13 protein-coding genes and 1 pseudogene are annotated in these 17,318 nt (G+C 71.2%); 4 read left to right on the top strand and 10 right to left on the bottom strand.

Features of this window, described 5'->3' with window-relative positions; translation table 11 throughout:
• Window positions 1–9 precede the first annotated feature (9 nt).
• The 7 genes from ACWEVN_RS04510 to ACWEVN_RS04480 form a co-directional block, all read right to left on the bottom strand.
• Window positions 10–1,554 carry an AAA family ATPase gene (locus tag ACWEVN_RS04510; RefSeq protein WP_449681369.1) on the bottom strand — a complete coding sequence of 515 codons (1,545 nt, stop codon included), beginning with the start codon at window positions 1,552–1,554 and terminating at the stop codon, window positions 10–12.
• Between the two features lie 13 nt (window positions 1,555–1,567).
• Window positions 1,568–2,050, bottom strand: a complete 483-nt coding sequence (locus ACWEVN_RS04505; RefSeq protein ID WP_449681368.1) for a hypothetical protein — start codon at window positions 2,048–2,050, stop codon at window positions 1,568–1,570.
• Between the two features lie 37 nt (window positions 2,051–2,087).
• The gene (locus ACWEVN_RS04500; RefSeq protein WP_452050256.1) at window positions 2,088–2,243 is read right to left on the bottom strand and encodes a hypothetical protein; all 156 of its coding nucleotides are present in this window, start codon (window positions 2,241–2,243) and stop codon (window positions 2,088–2,090) included.
• A gap of 1 nt (window position 2,244) precedes the next feature.
• Window positions 2,245–3,981, bottom strand: coding sequence for a hypothetical protein (locus ACWEVN_RS04495; protein WP_452050255.1), 1,737 nt, complete (start codon window positions 3,979–3,981; stop codon window positions 2,245–2,247).
• On the bottom strand, window positions 3,978–4,424 hold the full coding sequence (locus ACWEVN_RS04490; RefSeq protein WP_449681366.1) for a hypothetical protein: 447 nt from the start codon (window positions 4,422–4,424) through the stop codon (window positions 3,978–3,980). The genes ACWEVN_RS04495 and ACWEVN_RS04490 overlap by 4 nt, the downstream gene beginning before the upstream one ends.
• Window positions 4,425–4,535: 111 nt before the next feature.
• The gene (locus ACWEVN_RS04485; RefSeq protein WP_452050254.1) at window positions 4,536–5,069 is read right to left on the bottom strand and encodes a hypothetical protein; all 534 of its coding nucleotides are present in this window, start codon (window positions 5,067–5,069) and stop codon (window positions 4,536–4,538) included.
• Window positions 5,070–5,367: 298 nt separating this feature from the next.
• Entirely contained in the window at window positions 5,368–5,685 is a 318-nt protein-coding gene (locus ACWEVN_RS04480) for a hypothetical protein (RefSeq protein ID WP_452050253.1), read from the bottom strand.
• Between the two features lie 190 nt (window positions 5,686–5,875).
• On the opposite strand from ACWEVN_RS04480, the gene ACWEVN_RS04475 reads away from it, so the two are divergent.
• The 4 genes from ACWEVN_RS04475 to ACWEVN_RS04460 all read left to right on the top strand — a co-directional run bounded on the left by ACWEVN_RS04475 (window position 5,876) and on the right by ACWEVN_RS04460 (window position 13,634).
• Window positions 5,876–6,331: a hypothetical protein gene (locus tag ACWEVN_RS04475; RefSeq protein WP_452050252.1), complete on the top strand. Its 456-nt coding sequence runs from the start codon at window positions 5,876–5,878 to the stop codon at window positions 6,329–6,331.
• Between the two features lie 264 nt (window positions 6,332–6,595).
• Window positions 6,596–10,000, top strand: coding sequence for a hypothetical protein (locus ACWEVN_RS04470; protein ID WP_452050251.1), 3,405 nt, complete (start codon window positions 6,596–6,598; stop codon window positions 9,998–10,000).
• Between the two features lie 89 nt (window positions 10,001–10,089).
• Window positions 10,090–10,440, top strand: coding sequence for a UBP-type zinc finger domain-containing protein (locus tag ACWEVN_RS04465; protein WP_449681362.1), 351 nt, complete (start codon window positions 10,090–10,092; stop codon window positions 10,438–10,440).
• An 86-nt stretch (window positions 10,441–10,526) separates the two neighbouring features.
• Complete coding sequence (locus ACWEVN_RS04460) at window positions 10,527–13,634, top strand: family 78 glycoside hydrolase catalytic domain (protein WP_452050250.1); 3,108 nt, start codon at window positions 10,527–10,529, stop codon at window positions 13,632–13,634.
• 17 nt (window positions 13,635–13,651) lie between these two features.
• On the opposite strand, the gene ACWEVN_RS04455 is transcribed toward ACWEVN_RS04460, so the two are convergent.
• The 3 genes and pseudogenes from ACWEVN_RS04455 to ACWEVN_RS04445 all read right to left on the bottom strand — a co-directional run bounded on the left by ACWEVN_RS04455 (window position 13,652) and on the right by ACWEVN_RS04445 (window position 17,270).
• Window positions 13,652–13,765, bottom strand: a complete 114-nt coding sequence (locus ACWEVN_RS04455; RefSeq protein ID WP_452050249.1) for a DUF1206 domain-containing protein — start codon at window positions 13,763–13,765, stop codon at window positions 13,652–13,654.
• Window positions 13,766–14,006: 241 nt separating this feature from the next.
• Window positions 14,007–14,417, bottom strand: a pseudogene (locus ACWEVN_RS04450) (DUF1206 domain-containing protein); the annotation flags it as partial.
• Between the two features lie 66 nt (window positions 14,418–14,483).
• Entirely contained in the window at window positions 14,484–17,270 is a 2,787-nt protein-coding gene (locus ACWEVN_RS04445; RefSeq protein WP_452050248.1) for an ABC transporter substrate-binding protein, read from the bottom strand.
• Between the last annotated feature and the right edge of the window lie 48 nt (window positions 17,271–17,318).

The following is a 17,318-nucleotide window of genomic DNA, read 5'->3' as shown; positions in this document are numbered from 1 at the left end:
GGAACAGCATCAGCCGAGCACCACTCGGCGCGAACCGACCTTCTCGGCCGAATCCCGCACCTTTCCCGATGCCGGGATGGCCCGGTCGCGCAACTGGCGGACCTCGTCGATCCGCTCCGGTGCCGAACGCACCAGGGGCACGATGTTGCGGAAGGCGTTGCGGTAGAACTCGACCGGCACGTCCCGGTCGTCGGCGGCGGCGATCGCCTCGTAACCGATCTCCTTCACGGCCGCTTCGACGTCCGAGCCGGCGAACCCGTCGCTCAGCTGCACGAGCTCCTCGACGACGTCGTCCGCCACCGGGACGCGCAGGTACTTGCGGAGGTAGATCCGGATGATCTCCCGGCGCTCGTCGGCGTCGGGCAGATCCACGAAGAACATGTCGTCGAACCGGCCACTGCGCAGCAGCTCCTGCGGCAGCGCCCGGACGTCGTTCGCGGTCGCGACCACGAAGACCCGGGCCGGGGACTCCTGCAGCCAGTACAGGAACTGGCCGACCAGCCGGGTGGTGACGCCGGTGCTGTCCGTGCCCGAGCCGGCCAGCCCCTTCTCGATCTCGTCGATCCAGAGCACGCACGGCGCGACGGCGTCGGCCGTGGCGAGCGCCTCGCGAAAGCGGCTCTCGGACTGGCCGACGTAGTTCCCCAGCACCGACGCGATGTCCAGCCGGTACAGCGGGAGCTGCCAGTCACTCGCGATCGCTTTGGCCGACAAAGACTTTCCGCACCCCGGGACGCCGACGAGGAGCACCCCGCGGGGCGGCCGCATCCCGCGGTCGCGCAGGTCCATGGTCAGCAGCGGACGCTTGCGGTCCAGCCACCGCCGCAGCCCGGCCAGACCGCCGACGAGGTGGTCGCCGGCACGCACCGGGACCCGCTCGATGCCGGCCAGCTCGCTGAAGATGGAGTCCTTCGCCCGGCCCAGCTCGACCAATTCGGCCTTCGTGATGGACTTCCGCACCACGAACGTGGCGAGGATGTTCAGCGCCTCGATCTTCGTGACCCCGGTGAGGATCGACGCGGCCTCCTCACACTCGGCGGGACCCCATTCGATGCGGATCTCGCCCGCGTACTGGTGCAGGAAGCCCTCGATCTCCGCGCGCATCTCGTCCACGTCGGGCAGGTCGAGCGTGACCGCCATCCCCATGCGCTGCAGGGCGTTCCAGGTCGGATCGGCGGTGATCACCATGATGCACCCGCCGTGCTCCTCGGCCAGCTGGGCGAGGTCGACGAACCGCCGCGAGATCTCGTTGTCGTCGCCGAGGTGCTGGACGTCGGTGAACACGACGGTCTGGTTCGCCCGCGCCTGGAACCATTCGCCGGCCAGGTCGAGCGCGCCGAGCAGCGACTTGTCGTCGGAGAGCACCTGCCGGTTCTTGAGGTCCCGCAGGCCCTGGCTGAGCGTGTGCACGACGATGTCGAGCTGTTTCTTCGTGGCGAGTTCGCCGAGCATCTCCAGCGCACGCCCGCGTTCGACCGTGCGGACGGACACGAACGGAATGCGCGCCAGCAGGTACGACTCGATGCGAGCCTTGGTCTCCGCCCCGTTGGGCATGGTCCTGTTCTCCCTAGTCGAGGATGACCCGGCGGCCGCGCGCCGGTCCGGCGGGCGAGGGGGCCGCCGGCCTGGTCAGCGCGGGCTCGAGGCTGTTCTGCCGGACGGCGTTGCGCAGCGAAACCGGCGCGTCGCGCACGGAGTCCTCGAGACTTCGCTGCGCTGACGAGATCGTCTCCCGGAGCGCGTCGGCCACGCTGGTGCGCAGCTCGGCCGGCAGTCCGGGGTGGACGGTGAAGGCCACCAGGGGGCCGAGCCGCTTCCGCGCGTCCGCGAGGACGACCGGGAGCACGGTCATCGCCCGCTGTGGCTGGGCGAGCAGCAGCTGCTGGTCGCGCGAGAAGGCCTCCTGCCAGCGGCGCACGCGGTCGTGGAACGCGTCGGCGACGTGCCGGGCCAGCCGTTCGGCCATCTGCGGCCCGAGTTCGGCGTCGATCGGCGGCAGGTGACCCGACGGCAGGTCCTCGCCCCGGCCGAAGGCCGCGAGCCAGCTCACCCACGCGGCGTACGGTCCGGGCGTCCGGTACACGCCGTCACTTCCGGGGGTGCCGTCGAAGGAATTCGGCAGGCGGCAGGAGGTCCCAGCCGGGCAGGTCCAACGCGACCTCGTCGTCCTGGAGGGGGTGCCGGGGCTGCGGCTCCTCGGGGCGTTCGGGGACTTCCGGTCGACCGGTCATCGCTCTCGGCATTTCACGCTCCTCGCTTCGCGCCGGGCGCCGGTGCCGCGAACGCTGTGCTGTTCAACCGGTTCAGGTACGAGCGCAGGGCTTCGGCGAGAGCGAGTTCGCGCTCCCACTCGGCTCGCAGGTCCACCAGCTCGGCGATGCCACCTCGCAGCTGCGCTACCGCGACGGCCCGGCGCTGTTCGCCTTGGCGCCGCAGTTCCTGGCGGCGTGCGGGTAGCGCGCGGGCCTGGTAGGCGGACCAGCCGGCGAGGCCCGCCGTGGCGAGGAGGAAGAACACCGCGAGTCCGGGATTGTGCGCCAAGCCCGCCCACAGCGCCAGCAGCAGCACCATCCCGGCGGTGATCGCGGACGCCAGCGGCGGTCCCGTGAACCTCACCTTCGCGACCGCCGCTTCGGTCTCGGCGTCGATGTGCGCGGCCAGGCCGGTGACGAGGTCGGCCTCGCCGGTGGTCTGGTCGATCCGCGCCGACCACCCCTCGAGCCGGAATTCGACGGCCGCGGGCTGCGCGGCGACGTTGGCCGCCTCCAGCCGTCCGGCGCCCTCGACGATCCAGTCCTTCGCGAGCGCCACCGCGAACCGCTGGGTGCCCGGCGAGGTGCCGGTGCGCGAGTCGCCCACCGCCGCGTTGCTGACCAGGGTGAGGAAGTCGACCGTCTCCTCGTGCAGCGGCGCGGCCGTCTGGACTGCCTTCGCCGCCTTGGTCTTGTCGCCGTCGGCCTTGACGATCTCCTGCAGCTCGTGCTCCTTGCGCCGCAGGGGAGCTTCCTCGACGTCGTAGCCGGTGACGAGCCCGTCCAGGATGTCGTCGACGCGCTTGCGCAGGTCCTCGCTCTGCGGCAGCTCGCCGGTGAACAGGCCCCGGAACCGCTCCTCCGCGGTGCGGTGCACGGTCGCCCCTTCGTAGAGCTCCTTGAGCTGCGGCCAGGTGGGACTGATGTCCGGCAGCACGGTGTACCGCGGGTCGACCGGCCGCCGGTCGCCGTCGAGCAAGCGGGCCCACCGGTCCACCTGCCGGTCGACGATGTCGCGGTCGTCGGCGAGGCGCTCGTACCACTCGCCGAGCTGCCGCATCACGAGGTGCTTCGACTCGTGCCCGAACGCGCCGGTGCTGACCGCGTCGAGGATGACGGTGAACTCGCGCGACAGCCCGGTGGGGTCCTGGCGCGCGGTGTACTGGCGCAGCCACCGCGCGGTGGCCTCGTTGCGCTGATGCCGGCGAAGCACCAGCGCGAAGAAGAGGGCGGCCTTGTCGTTGTCCCGGCGGGTCGTCTCCACCAGGGCCTTTTGCGCGAGGTCCGGATCGTCGCGGATCCAGGCGGCGACGGCCACGAGCGCGGGGGCGAGCCAGTAGCGCGGGGTGACCAGCATCAGCTCCTCGGACAGCTGGCGCATCGTGCCGTGCGTGACGATCCCGACGTCCAGCGCCTGCAACGCGCCGGTGGCGAGCCGGCGAACCTCGGCGAAGTGCCCGAAGTTCGTTTCCAGCTCTTGGCGCACCTGGATGATTTCGGTGTGGGCGACCTGCAGGTTGTGCCGGAGCTCGTCGCGGCGCAGGAACTCGGTGAACTCCGCGCGCAGGCCGAGCAACTCACCCTGGGTCCGGTCCTGCGCGACGGCGACCTGGCCGATCGACTGCTGGAGCACGGCCTGCTGCTGGTGCAGTGCGTCCTGCGAGGCCGTGAGCTGTCCGACAGCTCGGCTGACGTCGTTGAGCTGCCGGGATATCAGGACCTCGTTCACGACTCACCTTCCAGCAGCACGACCGAGCCGTCCGCGCGCACGCAGACGAGCCGGTCCGGATAGACCTCGACGGCCAGATAGGCCGGCGACACGGCGAGGGCACGGGCGCGTTCGAGTGCCGCGGGCAGCGCCTGACCGCGGCGGTAGTGCTCGACGATCGACCCGTCCAACGCCAGGGTGTGCACTTCGAACGGTTCGCCGAGAAAGCATTCGGCCACGATCCCGAACGGAATCGTGTGATATTTTTCGGCGAATTCGCGGCGAACTCCGTCGACGAACTCGTCGGTCTCCACCGCGCTGAGACTTCCCGACGCGTCGAGTGCGCGAACCGCCCGGAGGTAGTTCTCGGACCGGCGACCGGATTTCAGCCTGCCGCCGCTCGCCGACGTGCTGTTCGTGGCGCGCTGCGACCGGGAAAGTATCCCGTTCTGCCGGGTGATCAATGGTTTCGGCACTGTGCCGGCTCCCTGGGGTGAGGCATTTCCTGTCCCTAGTCGTCGCGTGAGCGGCGGCTATTACGGATACCGTCAGCATCACCCGGATGGCCCAACGGGTCAGCTCGCCGCCAGGACGAGCAGGGTCGTCGCGGCCGCGAACCAGGCCGCGGCGGCGGCCGCCGCGAAGACTCGGGTGAGCCGGCCGGACGCGGGCCGCCGGGGTCGCAGGATCCGGCCGGTGTCGGCGACCACCAGCTGCCGCACGATCACCCGGCCCGATCGGTCGCGCCGCCCGTAGGCTTCGACGGCTGTGCCTGTTCCCGGCGCGTCGGGGCCCAGGTTCCCGGCCACGGCGCAGACGTGTTCCGTTCCCGTCACGTCCTTCAGCACGAGGTCGGCGACGTCCACGGTTCGTGACCGCACTCGCTCCTGCAACGGCAGAACCCACGGCCACCAGGGTGTTCCGGGCTCCCTGGCGGACCGGGGCAGCGTCGACCTCAGGCCGGCGCCGACCAGCGGGAGAACCGCCGCGGCGGCGCCGCAGGCCACCAGCAGCGGGCCGAGTGACGCGTGTGCCAGCACGGCGAGAACCAGCGCTGCGGCCGTGAGTGCCGCCCCGATCCGGCTCGCCCACACGAAGCTCCGGTCCACGACCGGTTCCTGGCGGACGGGGCCGGACCGGACGACCGTCCCGGTCGCCAGACGGCCGGGCACGCGGGGTGGCGGTTGCGCGCCGGCCGCGACTCGTCCCGTGGGCACCACCGGGCGGCCGCCGCACGCCGGGCAATCGGTGTCCGTCGTGCTCAGCGGTGCGCCACAGGAAAGGCAGGATGCCGGCATGATCGTCATTCCTCACCATCGCGGAGTTCGCGGAACCCGAAACAGAACGCGAGCCGGATGCGATTGTGTCGGGTGATGGCGCGCCCGGGAAGTCTCGATTGAGAAACGCTCACCCCGCGCGGCCGCCGAGGTGAAAGGTGCCCGAAGTGAACGGATCTCCGGTTTTCGACGATCCCGGGAACGAGCCGCCCGCGCGGAGTTCGTTGTGGGGTCCGGCGCGGGCTCCCGCGGAATCACCGGCCCGACCGGAATACGCGGAGTTCCGGCCCGGCGGCCCGCCGACGGAACCGATCGCGGCGATCCCGCCCGAGCCGTCCGGTGCGGTCGAGGAGCCGCTACCGGCGTCCGGAGAGGCGAAGAGCACCAGCCGGGTGAAGGTCGTGGTCGGCGCGGCCGTGACCGCGTTCGCCGCGGTGACGGCGGTCATCGTGGTTTCCGCGGTGACCTACCGGCCCGCACCGCGGTCCGACGCGAACAGTCAAGTCCTGGGGGCCGGGAGCGGCGCGGGCGCATACTCTGGCTACGCCCCGACTTACGCTCCGACGTACGTCTTGACCGAGACGCCGACACCAACACCAACAACGGCGTCCACGACGGAACCCACTTCAACGACGTCGATGTCGTACTCCCCGGGCGCGGTGCCCGACGGCTACCAGCGGGTGACCGGCCCGGCGGGCGTGTCGGTCAGCATCCCGGCCGACTGGTCGGTGCAGCGGGGGGCGTTCGCGACGACCGACGAAGCCGACGCCCCGGACGGGTCCGGCTCGATCATCCGGTACAGCGGAAGCCCGACGCCGGTGCTGTCGCTGCAGGACGCGGTGGCGGAGCTGGAGCGGAACACACCCACCATCCGCAAGGACTACGAGCGGCTCCGCCTCGACGAGCTCGCCTCCGGTGATGTCGTGTGGGAGTTCCGGTTCACGACGAAGGCGGGCGTCCAGCGCCATGCGCTCGGCCGGTACTGGCGCGCGAACGACCACGACTACGCGGTCTACGGCTCGGTCGACGAATTCCGCTGGACGGACTTCCAGCCGACCCTCGACGTCCTGGTGCAGACGGCGGCGCCACGCTGACCGGCGGCTGCTCGTAACGACACCGGCGATGGCAGCGAATGGTCCGGTGAACCGCCACACCGAGACCGAGCACGGCCGATCCGGCGCGAGCCAGCGCGGTGATCGGTGCCAGCCACGGCCATGCGGCCACGAGATCGAGCAGGGTGATCAGCATCGTTCCTCCTCCAAGCGGGGATTGCGGCCAGGACAGCGTCACCTCCCCGGTGTTCAACCTGCGGCAGCTGTCCTGAACTGAACGAACTGAACGAAGCGGGGGGAGCGCCGGTGCGGGCGGAAAGCGGCCACGACGTGTTGCGGCTCTTGTACGAGGCCGTCGGGTCGCCGGGCTACCAGGATCTGGTCGACTCCGCCGACCGCAAGGGCGCCCTGCTCAGCAAGGGCACGATCAGCAACCTGCTCGCCGCCAGGACCGAGCCGCGACGCCGCACGGTGCTGATCTTCGTCGAGGCGTGCCTGACCCACAGTCCGCGCGCGCGGACGTCCGCGCTGTTCCGCGAACTGCCCGCCGAGGCGCGCGACCCGGCCTATTGGGTCGACCGCTGGGACAAGGTGACCGGCAAGCCGGCCCGGGTGCCCGCGAGAGCCGGATGGGACTTCTTCATCGTCTGCCGCAGGCCCGACGCGCCCGCTGCCCAGCGCCTGACGGACCTGCTGCAGCCGCGCAGCCGCGTGTGCGGCAGCGTCGTCTTGGCACCGGACACCTCGCGGCAGGAGTTCGAGCAGCAGCACCGTGCCTCCGCCGTGACGGTCGTGCTCGTCTCCGGAGCCGGCGTCGGAGAAATCCGGCCATCGGTCGAAGTCGCCGCCGACCTCGTCCGGTGTGATCCGGACAGCCACCTCGTGGTTTCCGTTCTGCTCGACGCCACGGCGAAGCTCCCCGGGGAACTCGCCGGGACGGAGGTCCTCGACGATGCGCTGCCCGTCATCGCCGAACGCCTGCTGAAGCTCCTTTCCTCCCGGCGCCGCCCGCACGCAGCCGGAGCGGCGGAGCTGACCGATACGACAGTCGGCCTCCTGAGCGCGATCGACGACCACCTGCTGGGCCGGGCGTCCCGCCACGGCCAGACGGTCGAGGCGCTGCTCGAAGAGTTCGGTGATCCCGCCTTCACCGATCGGGTGCGCCGGCACGGGCTGCAGGCCGCGCTCGTCCTCCGCGGAGCGGAGAACCACGACGAAGCAGTGCGCCACTGGACCCGGGACGACGACGGGACCGCCGCACTCGCGCTCGACCGCTTCCGCGACCACCTGTCCGAGGCGATCGAGGCCGGCCGGTTCTCCCTGCCGGCCGCGCTCGCCGAGCAGGTCGCAGCCACAGTGCGCGGTGGTGCGACCGGGCAGCGCCTGCTCCAGGGTTTCACCGCGCCGGTCCGGTCGACCTCTCGCGAAGTCGTCGTGGCGGAGAAGGCGCAGCTGGAAACCTTCCACGCGAAACTCGACGAACGCGGTCGCCGGTTGACGCCGGCCGCTCGGCAGATGTGCGTGCTCCCACCGGTCGATCAGCGCTTCTGCGGACGGGACCGGCTGCTCGAAGCCGTGCCGGTCGCCTCCGTCGTCTGGCTCTTCGGTGCGCCGGGGACGGGGACGTCGGCGGTGGCCGTGCACCGGGCCCACCAGGTGTCGGAAGACTTCGACACGGTCCTGTACCTCGATCTGTACGGCATGACCCCGGAAAGCCGCCGCAGTGCGCGGACCGCCGCCCGGATCCTCCTGGATGCGCTGGGCGAGCGGATGGTCGCCGACCTCCGCGAAGACGAAGCACTCTACGAACGGCTGGCCGCGGCCCTGCGCCGGACGAAAACCCTGCTCGTCCTCGACAACGCCAGGGACGCCGACCACGTCGCACCGATCATCCGGGCCGGCGGCCCGCAGGCCACCCTGATCACGTCACGTCAGCGAGTGCAGAGCTTCACCGAGCGCACGGTCCGGGTCCCCGCCTTGGACCGGACGGCGTCGGTCGAGCTCCTGGACAGTTACGCGTCCGACATCACGGAAGACCTCCTCGACCGGCTGGCCGAACTGTGCGACGACCTGCCTCTCGCGTTGCGTCTCATCGCGGCCCGCCTCGGTGATCCCGAGCTGCCACCCGACGAGATCGCGCGACTGCTGGCCGCCGAACGCACCCGCCTCGACCTGCTGCAAGCCGGTGACCGAGCGGTCCGTGCCGCGATCGTCTTCACCTACAAGGACCTCAAACGGCTCGCCCGGCGTGCCGCCCGGTACCTGTCGATCGGCTTCGGCTCGGTGAGCGACGCCGAGGAGATGGCGGCCGGGCTCGACGACTTCGAGGACCGCACTTCGCTGGCCCTGCACCGGGTCGTGGACGCCAGCCTGGCGCGGTGCGCGCGGGGCCCGAACGGCCCGATGCGGTTCCGGATGACGCCGCTGGTCCGGCTGGCCATGCGCGAACGGTCGGCGAAGGAGGACGCGAGCAGCGACATCGCCGACTACCAGCGACGCGTAGCCCGGTACCTGGCCGACCAGCTCACCGCGATCGTCGGGCGGACGGGCGGCGACCCGGAACTCGAAGTCGACCCGACCAGGGCCCACGCGGCGCTCACGGCGGCGGTGACCGGCGAGTGGTGGAGCACGGCGTTGGACATCGGCGAGAACCTGCGGGCGATCTACCAGGCCGAATTCGATCTCGCCGGGGTGGACGCCACGACCACCGAGCTGGTGAAGGCCCACCTGGCCCTCGGGGAACCGAAGAAGGCCGTGCGAGCGGCCAAGGGCGCGGCGGTGGACCTGAGAGCGAGCGCCCAGCACCGATCCTCGGCGCTGGGCTGGGCGCAGGAGAGCGTGGCACTGGCCCGGGTCCACGACGTCTCCGGCGAGAAGGTCGGGTGCTGCTTGTTGTGCGCGGGCATCGCCTTCCAGCTCGAAGACAAGGAAAAGGCCATCGAGTACTCGCGGATGGCGGTCGAACTGAGCGATCCCACAGCGGCGGGCGCCATCCGGCCCCTGGTCAACCTGGGAAAACTGCTCGTCGACGTCGGCGAGCCGGAAGAGGCGGCGGTCACCCTGCGTCGCGCCGCCGATCTGGCCGATCGGGCCGGCAGCGTCGGGGACCGGGCCGCCGCCCACTTCGCCTTCGCCGCCGCGTTGAGCAAGCTGGGAAACAACGCCGAGGCGGCAGCGGCCTGGGCCCGGTCCGCCGAGTTGTATGTCGCGGGGAACGAGTGGATGAACGCCGCCATCGCGAAGGAGAACGAAGCCGGGGTTTCTCCCGAGCCCCGAGCGGTCACGGCGCTGACGGACGCGGTGGCCAAGTTCCGGAAGGCGGACAAGCCCGCCCGTGCGCTGGCCGCCCTCTGCGAGCTGTCCACGTCCGTCTTCGTAACCACGCAGGCACCGGAGAAGGCGCTGCAGGTGCTGGACGAAGCCCACGACATCACGTCGGGCCAGCCGGAACTCGCCCACGAGGTGGAGGTCCGCAAGACGTGTCTGCGCGCCATGCTCGGGCGGCCGGCGAATCTGCCCGACGGCGAGCCGCCCCAGCGCCTGGCCGAACACGACGCCTACCGGAGCGCCCGGGACGCGCTGCTGCACAGCCGTGACCCCGTGGCGCTCCTCCGGCTTGTTTTGCATCCGGTGATCGAGCAGCCGGAGTACCCGGATCCTTGGGTGTTCGAAGAACAGGGCGGCCACGACCGCAGACTCGAGATCGGTTAGAGCCAGCCCGGCGAGGTTCCGGCCGCCGCGGCCCGCCGGCTCCACCGCACATAAGGTGGGCAGAGGTCGTGACGAGCAGAGGAGTTCGCATGGAAGGCATCAACCCCGCGGTTCCGCCCAGCGGCACCGGCTGCGCGGACTGCGACAGCGCGAACCCGCAGGGCTGGTGGTTCCACCTGCGCCGCTGTGCCGAATGTGGGCACATCGGCTGCTGCGATTCCTCGCCCGCCCAGCACGCCAGTGCCCACGCCGCCGCCAGTGGGCACCGGATCGCGCGCAGCTTCGAGCCCGGCGAAGCCTGGTTCTGGGACTACACCGACGAGGTGCTCTACGAATCCGGCCCGGCGCTCGCCGCTCCCGAACACCGGCCGCTCAGCCAGGCCGTGCCCGGGCCCGCCGGCCGCGTGCCCGAAGACTGGACCCAGCACCTGCACCGGTAACCGTTCCTGTCTCGTGGACAACCTAGGCGTCACACGAGCAGGCTGCTATTCTGGCTTGAAACGTTTCAACAAGCCGTGGAGCGTTCATGTCCGGATATCGCGTGCTGCTCGCCGTCCTGTCCGCCCTCCTCCTGAACGCCCCGCCGAGCGTCGCCGCGCCCCAAGCGGCCATCCAGGTCGGCGACCTGCGCGTCGACAACGTTGTCAACCCTCTCGCCGCCGGCCCCGGCCCGACGCTGAGCTGGAAACTGCGCTCGGACCGGCCCGGGGAACGGCAGACGGCCTATCGGATCCTCGTCGCCAGCGATCCGCGGCTCCTGCAGGACAACCGCGCCGACGTCTGGGACAGCGGCCGCGTCACCGGCGCCGACTCGGTGGCCGTTCCCTACCGCGGGCCCGCCGGGAAACGGAACTACTGGACCGTCGAAGTCTGGGGCACCCGCGGCGGACCGCCCGCCAAGGCCGCGCCCGCCTGGTGGGAGACCGGCGCCGACTGGTCCGGCGCCCAGTGGATCGCCCCGGGCGACGCCTACGCCTGGCAGGACTTCGTCCTCGACGTCGACTTCACCATCAAGTCCGCGGCCGCGAGCGTGGTCTTCCGCGCCGCCGGCCCCGACGATTTCCTGCTGTGGCAGGTGAACGCCGCCGAGGCGCCGGGCAAGGTCCTGCTGCGGCCGCACGTCAAGAGCCACGGTTCGTTCACCCTCCTCGGCGAAACCGACGTGAGCCGGCTCGTCACCGTGAACGCGCCGCACCACCTGCGGATCGACGCGCGGGGGAGCACCGTCGTCACGTCGATCGACGGCACCCAGGTCGACTCCCGGACGGTCGACGCCGTGCGCACCGGCACCATCGGATTCCGGACCTCCGTCAGCCAGGGCATCCACGAAGCCGCCGCCTACGACAACCTCACCGTCCACGGCATCGACGGCACCCCGCTGTTCTCCGACGACTTCGAGTCCACTCCGGACGCCCGCTTCCCCGGAGCCACGATCACCGACGGCCGGCTCGAACCCCAGGGCGACCCGCTCCTGCTCGCCCAGTCCCCGGACGCGCCGTTGCTGCGGAACGAGTTCGTTCTCGACAAACCCGTCGCGAGCGCCCGCGCGTACGTCTACGGCCTCGGCTTCTACGAACTGCACCTCAACGGCGGCAAGGTCGGCGACCAGGTGCTGACGCCGGGGAGCACGCCGTACGACCGTCGGCTCCTCTACGACTCCTACGACGTCACGAATCAGGTCCACAAAGGACGCAACGCCGCCGGCCTGTGGCTGGGCAACGGCTACGGTCCCCGCTTCAGCCAGTACGGCTTCCGCTGGACCGGCCCGAAGCAGGGAATCCTCGCGCTGGCCGTCACCTTCACTGACGGAACCCGCCGGACGATCACGACCGACGACTCCTGGCGCTGGTCGGACGGCCCAGTGACGGCGAACGACCTCTACGCCGGCGAAAACCACGACGCCCGGCTGGACAAACCCGGCTGGGACCGGCCGGGGTTCGACGACTCGGCCTGGCGCCCGGTGCGCACCGCCGCCGCCCCGAGCGGCGAGCTCATCGGCTCGACCGCGCCGCCGATCCGGGTCGTCCGCACGCTCCGGCCGGCGGCCATGACACAGCCGCGTCCAGGCGTGTACATCTATGACTTCGGCGAGAACTTCGCGGGCTGGGCCCAGCTGCGCGTCGCCGGGCCGGCCGGTACGACCGTGCGGATGCGCACCGCGGAAGAACTGGCCGAGGACGGCATGCTCGACACCGCGACCAACCGCAATGCCGCGTCGACCGACGCCTACACCCTCGGCGCCGCCCGCGGAGTCCAGGTGTACGAGCCCCGGTTCACCTACCACGGCTTCCGCTACCTCGAGCTCACCGGCTACCCGGGGACGCCGGACCTGGGCAGCGTCGCCGGCCGGGTCGTGCACGCCGACGTCGCCGCCACCGGGCACGTCGAGACGTCCGATCCGCTGCTGAACAAGATCTGGGCCAACAATCGGCGGGCCGTCCTGAACAATTCGATGAGCCTGCCCACCGACAACCCGGTCCGCGACGAACGGACGCCGCCGGGCATGGACGTGCAGGCCTACCACGACGCCGCCGTCCTCGATTTCGGCATGGAAGCCTTCTACCGCAAGTACCTGCTCGACCTGCCGCCCGGGACGGCGTTGCCCAGCGACGACGGGAACGCCCAGCTGCCGGACATGGGCGGCGGCTCGGTGGACCTGGCGTGGTCGCTCTACGAGCAGTACGGCGACCTCCCGCGGCTGGCCGCCGCCTACCCGTTGATGAAGGCGTTCGTGGACACCAACGCGGCCGCCTACCCCGGCCGCATCTGGCCCGAGGACCGCGGCTTCGGCGACTGGTGCCCACCCGACCGGAGCCCGAACGCCAACGGGGGACAGGGAAGTCCGTCAGCAGGAGCGTGCTTCAGCGAGCGTTCGCTGGTCAACACCGCGTTGTCCTACCGGCAGGCCGAAGACGTCGCGAAAGCCGCACGGGCACTGGGAAAGACCGCCGATGCGACGCACTTCGAGGAGCTGGCGAGCGCGATCGCCACCGCGTTCAACGCGCACTTCCTCGTCGGCGCAACCTACGGCGACGGCCGTCAGACGACCAGCATCCTGCCGCTCGCGTTCGGGATGGTTCCCCCGGACAAGGTGGCGGCGGTCGGCGCAAAGCTCGTCGAAACGATCCTGACCAAGGACGCCGGGCACCTCGACACCGGCATCTTCGGCACCCGCTACCTGCCCGAAGCGCTCGCCAAGGCCGGCCGCATCGACGTCGCGCTGACCGTGCTCCGGCAGCGGACGTACCCCGGTTTCGGGTACGAGATCAGCCGGGGCGCGACGACGCCGTGGGAGCAGTGGACGTACGAGTCGGGCATGGAAACCCACGACCACGCGATGTTCGCCGGAATCAACGCCGCCTTCTACACGCAGTTCGCCGGCATCACACCCGCGGCACCGGGGTACGCGTCGATCGCCATCGCACCTCAGGTACCGCCCGGCCTCCGGCACGTCGCGGCATCGATCGACACGGTCCGCGGGCCGGTCGGCGCCGAGTGGACCCAGACCGGGTGCCGCTTCGACCTGACCGTCACCGTCCCGGTCAACGCGACCGCCACGGTCACCCTGCCCACAGGGGAACGGATCCCGGTCGGCTCCGGGACGTCGAAGTTCACCGCCCGCCACTGCGCCTGACCGAGTCGCGGTGTCGTTCACAGCCGGCGGAACCGGGCCTCCAGCAGCGCGAACACGCCGAACACGGCGATCCCCGCCGCGAGGGTCAGCAGCAACGCCTGCCCGTACGGCTGCACGGCCAGGGTCTTCAACGCCGGATCCAGGCCGCCGGCCTTGGCGGGGGTCGTAGCGGACGGCCGCCAGGACGAACATGGACCCCACTGTGGCGTACAGGACGCCCACCGCGCACCAGCCGATCTGGCCGAGGCGGGTGGTCGACGTGCGCAGGGTGGGGGAGGCGCCGCCGAAGTCGAGGTCGCGGAGGAACTTCTTCCGCGCCCCTCGGTAGGCGAGCCAGGCCGCGACCGCGATGACCACGATGCCGGCCGCGATCACCGCGACCGCGCCCCACGGCCGGCTCAGCACGCTCGCGACCACCGAGCCCGCCTTGCCGGACGCGCCCATCGCCGTCTTGCCCGCGCTGTAGGCGACGAGGCCGTACAGCACCACTTCGACGCCGCTGACCGAGCGCCGCACCCACCGCCGCCGGGGTTGCACGTGCCGGTGGCCGGTGATCGCCTCGGCGAGCTGCCACAGGGCGAGCACCCCGGTGCCGGCGGCGACCAGCCAGAGCAGCCACGCGCCACCCTCGGAGGCGACGATCTGCAGCGCGCCCGCCTTGTCGGCCCGCTCGTTGTCGCCGAGCGCCACTTGCACGGCCAGCCACGCGACGATGAGGTGCACCGCCGCGTAGCAGATCAGCCCGATCCGGGCGAGCAGGCTGAAAACTCTCAGTTCGGGCATGAAGGTGAGTTTTACTCACCTTGGCGGATTCGGCAGCGCGAAGGTGGGCCACGTCGACCCCGTCGATCAGGCGTCGGGCGGGCACCAGGTGTCGGACGTCGGCCCGTCGGCGGCGCCGCAGAAGCCGTGCAGCGACTTGTCGACTTCGCCGCCCGACACGCCCATCACCGCGACCGGCTTGTTCTGCGGCACGTTCCGGCCGATGTCGCCGCCGTAGTCGATCGTGCCGGTGACGCCTTCGAGGTACTTGTTGACCTGCTCGGCCCCCGGGCGCGAGGTGTGGATGGCGGTGATCTCGCGCCAGATCGCGCCCGGCGTCACCGGGATCTCGGCCGCCGTCTCGCGCAGGTACGCCGCCGCGACGATCATCACCTGCGCGGCGTCGTAGGCGAGCGCGGCGTGGCCGTCGTACGAGCGGCCCTCCGGCGTTTGCTCGAACGGGAACAGTGTCTCGTCCAGCGTCTTGTAGAAGTCCAGCGCGGCGCCGCTCGGCTCGGTGACCGGCGAGGTGGCGAACGACAGGTAGTAGTAGGGCAGTGCCCGGTTGCGCTGCCGCTCGCCCTGGTCGGCGACGAACCGCGTGACGTCGTCGTCGCCGATCACGGTGGCCCGGCTGCCGCACTGCGCGGCGCTGCTGAGGAACTGGCCGAAGTCGGGCACGCCCCGGCCGGCGAAGAACGCCAGGCCGTCGAACGAACAGGTGTCCCGGCCCGCCGCGCCGGCGTTGCCCAGCAACGTCTCGCTGTACCGCAGGTGCGACGGCGGCCCGCCGAGGCCGCCGTCCGGGGTGAACGCCCGCGCCTCAGCCTGGAAACCCTTGTCGCGGAACGACTTCAGGACGTCGTCGCGGAGGTTGGTGCTGTACACGTCGGCGTCGTCATCGGAGTAGTAGACGCGCACCACACGCGGACCCGGCAGCTGCTCGGCGAACCCGGCCGCCACCGCGGCCTCGCGCCGGTTCTGCGGCGTCACCTGGAAGTACATCGGGTTGAGGTCGGCCAGCGGGTCCGCGGACAGCGTCGAGGCGACCATCGGCAGCCCGGCGTTGGTCAGGGCGGCGATGGTCCGCTGGGTCGGCGCGCTGCTCAGGTCCAGCCCGACCACCCCGACGATGCTCTTGTCCTGCTCGGCCTGCTGCCGCAGCCGGTTGGCCACCCGCACGCCTTCGCGCATGTTGCGGCCCGCGTTGGCGATGAGCAGCCGGACGATCGGGTCGGCCGAGCCCGGCGCGTTGAGCTGCCGCAGCTGGGCGACCGCGAACCCTTCGAGGGATTCGCGTTCGGTGGTCAGCCCCTCCGCGAGGTTGTTGGACGAGGTCAGCGCCTCCAGCACGACGAGCGTGATGTACGGCCGTTCCGGGTGGGCTTCGTGCAGCCGTTCCGCGCGGTGGTTCTGGTCCAGCACGACCGCTTCGACCTGCCGGATCGTCGCGTCCGACGGCTGGAAGACGTCCTCGGAGCCGTCCGTGGCGCCGACGCACTCGGTGCCCGTCCAGGTCAGCCACGGATTGCCGGAGCCGCAGTGCTCGGCCCAGGTGTCGTGCCGGTCGTAGGCGACGAACCCGGCGACGAGCGCGACGAGGACGACCGGCACGCCGATCCGCGTCCACCGGCTCGCCCACCACGGCGGCCGGACCTGCTTGCGGAACCGGTAGTCGCTGCCGAGGGTCTGCAGCATCTGCCGGACCTGCGGCTCGTCGTCGTCCCCGGGCGGCTGGACCCCGACCGGCAGGTACCACGCGGTCGGCCGGCGCTCCCGCCGGTCGCGTTCGAGCTGGTTCTGCCAGGCCACGTACGCGGCGCGCGCCTGCGCGGCCTGGAACTGCGGCCGGTGCGGCGTCGGCTCGGCGTCCGGCGGCGGCGCGGGGCTGGCGCTGACCACCAGCAGCGGGTCGAACCGCCCGACCTGGTTGCGGACGGAGTTGACCAGCTCCAGCAGCCGGTAGCCGCCGTTGCCGACGCTCACCTCGTCCAGCAGCAGCACGGGGTAGGTCATCCGGCGCCGCCGCCACACCCGCCACGGCCGCAGCCGGTAAGCCCGCCGCAGGTCCTCGAGGAAGGCGTTGAGCAGCAGGCGGCAGACGTACTCGGGGGCCTCTTCCTGCCATTGTCCTTCGGTGAGCCGCCGGGCGAACCGGACGAAGCTGCCGGACATCTCCGGCGCCAGGTGCGGTTGCCGCAGGAACCACCGGTACCGCCCGGAAAGCAGCGGCACCCGCCCGGTGACGGCGATCCGGAAGGTCAGCAGGGTCAGCCCCCGCACGAGCAGCGAAAAGACCTTCCAGATGCCCTGGTTTTCGGGCAGCTGCTTGACGGCATCCTCGGCGGAGGAGCTGAACCGCTCGGCGAGGCTGATCCGCCGGATGGCCCGCCGCAGCACGCCGTCGGGGTCCTCGCGGCCGTCGTGGTCCTGCAGCATCAGCCAGTAGACGAGGTCGAAGAGCGGGAAGGGAAGCCGGCTGGTGTGCGCGGTCGCGCTGTCACCGAGCGCTTTCCGGGCGTCCCGCAGGATGTCCCGCACCACGGTGACGGAGTCGGCGGTCGCGGGCCCGGCTTCGTCCCGCCCTTCGTGCGCGGTGAGCTCGGGCCGCGCGTACCGGATGCTGCCCTGCGGTTTCGCGGTCTTGAGCCGCTCCGCGACGGCGGCGACCACGTCCCCGTTTTCGGCGGGCCGCACGAGGCACACCATCGGCAGGCCCCGCCGTTCGGACCGTTCGTCCTGGTATTCGCCCCAGTGGCATTGTTCGTCGAGTTTCCGCGGCCGGTCCCCGAGCCGTGGCCGCAGGCAGAGCGCCCCGAGCAGCTTGACCAGTACGTCGGCACCGAGAAAGCCGAGCGGCCCTGTTCTCCCCATCGGAACAGAATGGCACATTTTCGGCGAAACCGGTTCCGCAGTTTTACT

The organism is Amycolatopsis sp. NPDC003861 (assembly GCF_053605405.1).
Note: the sequence above shows the minus strand (reverse complement) of the source record. Positions and strands in the feature narration are given on the sequence as shown.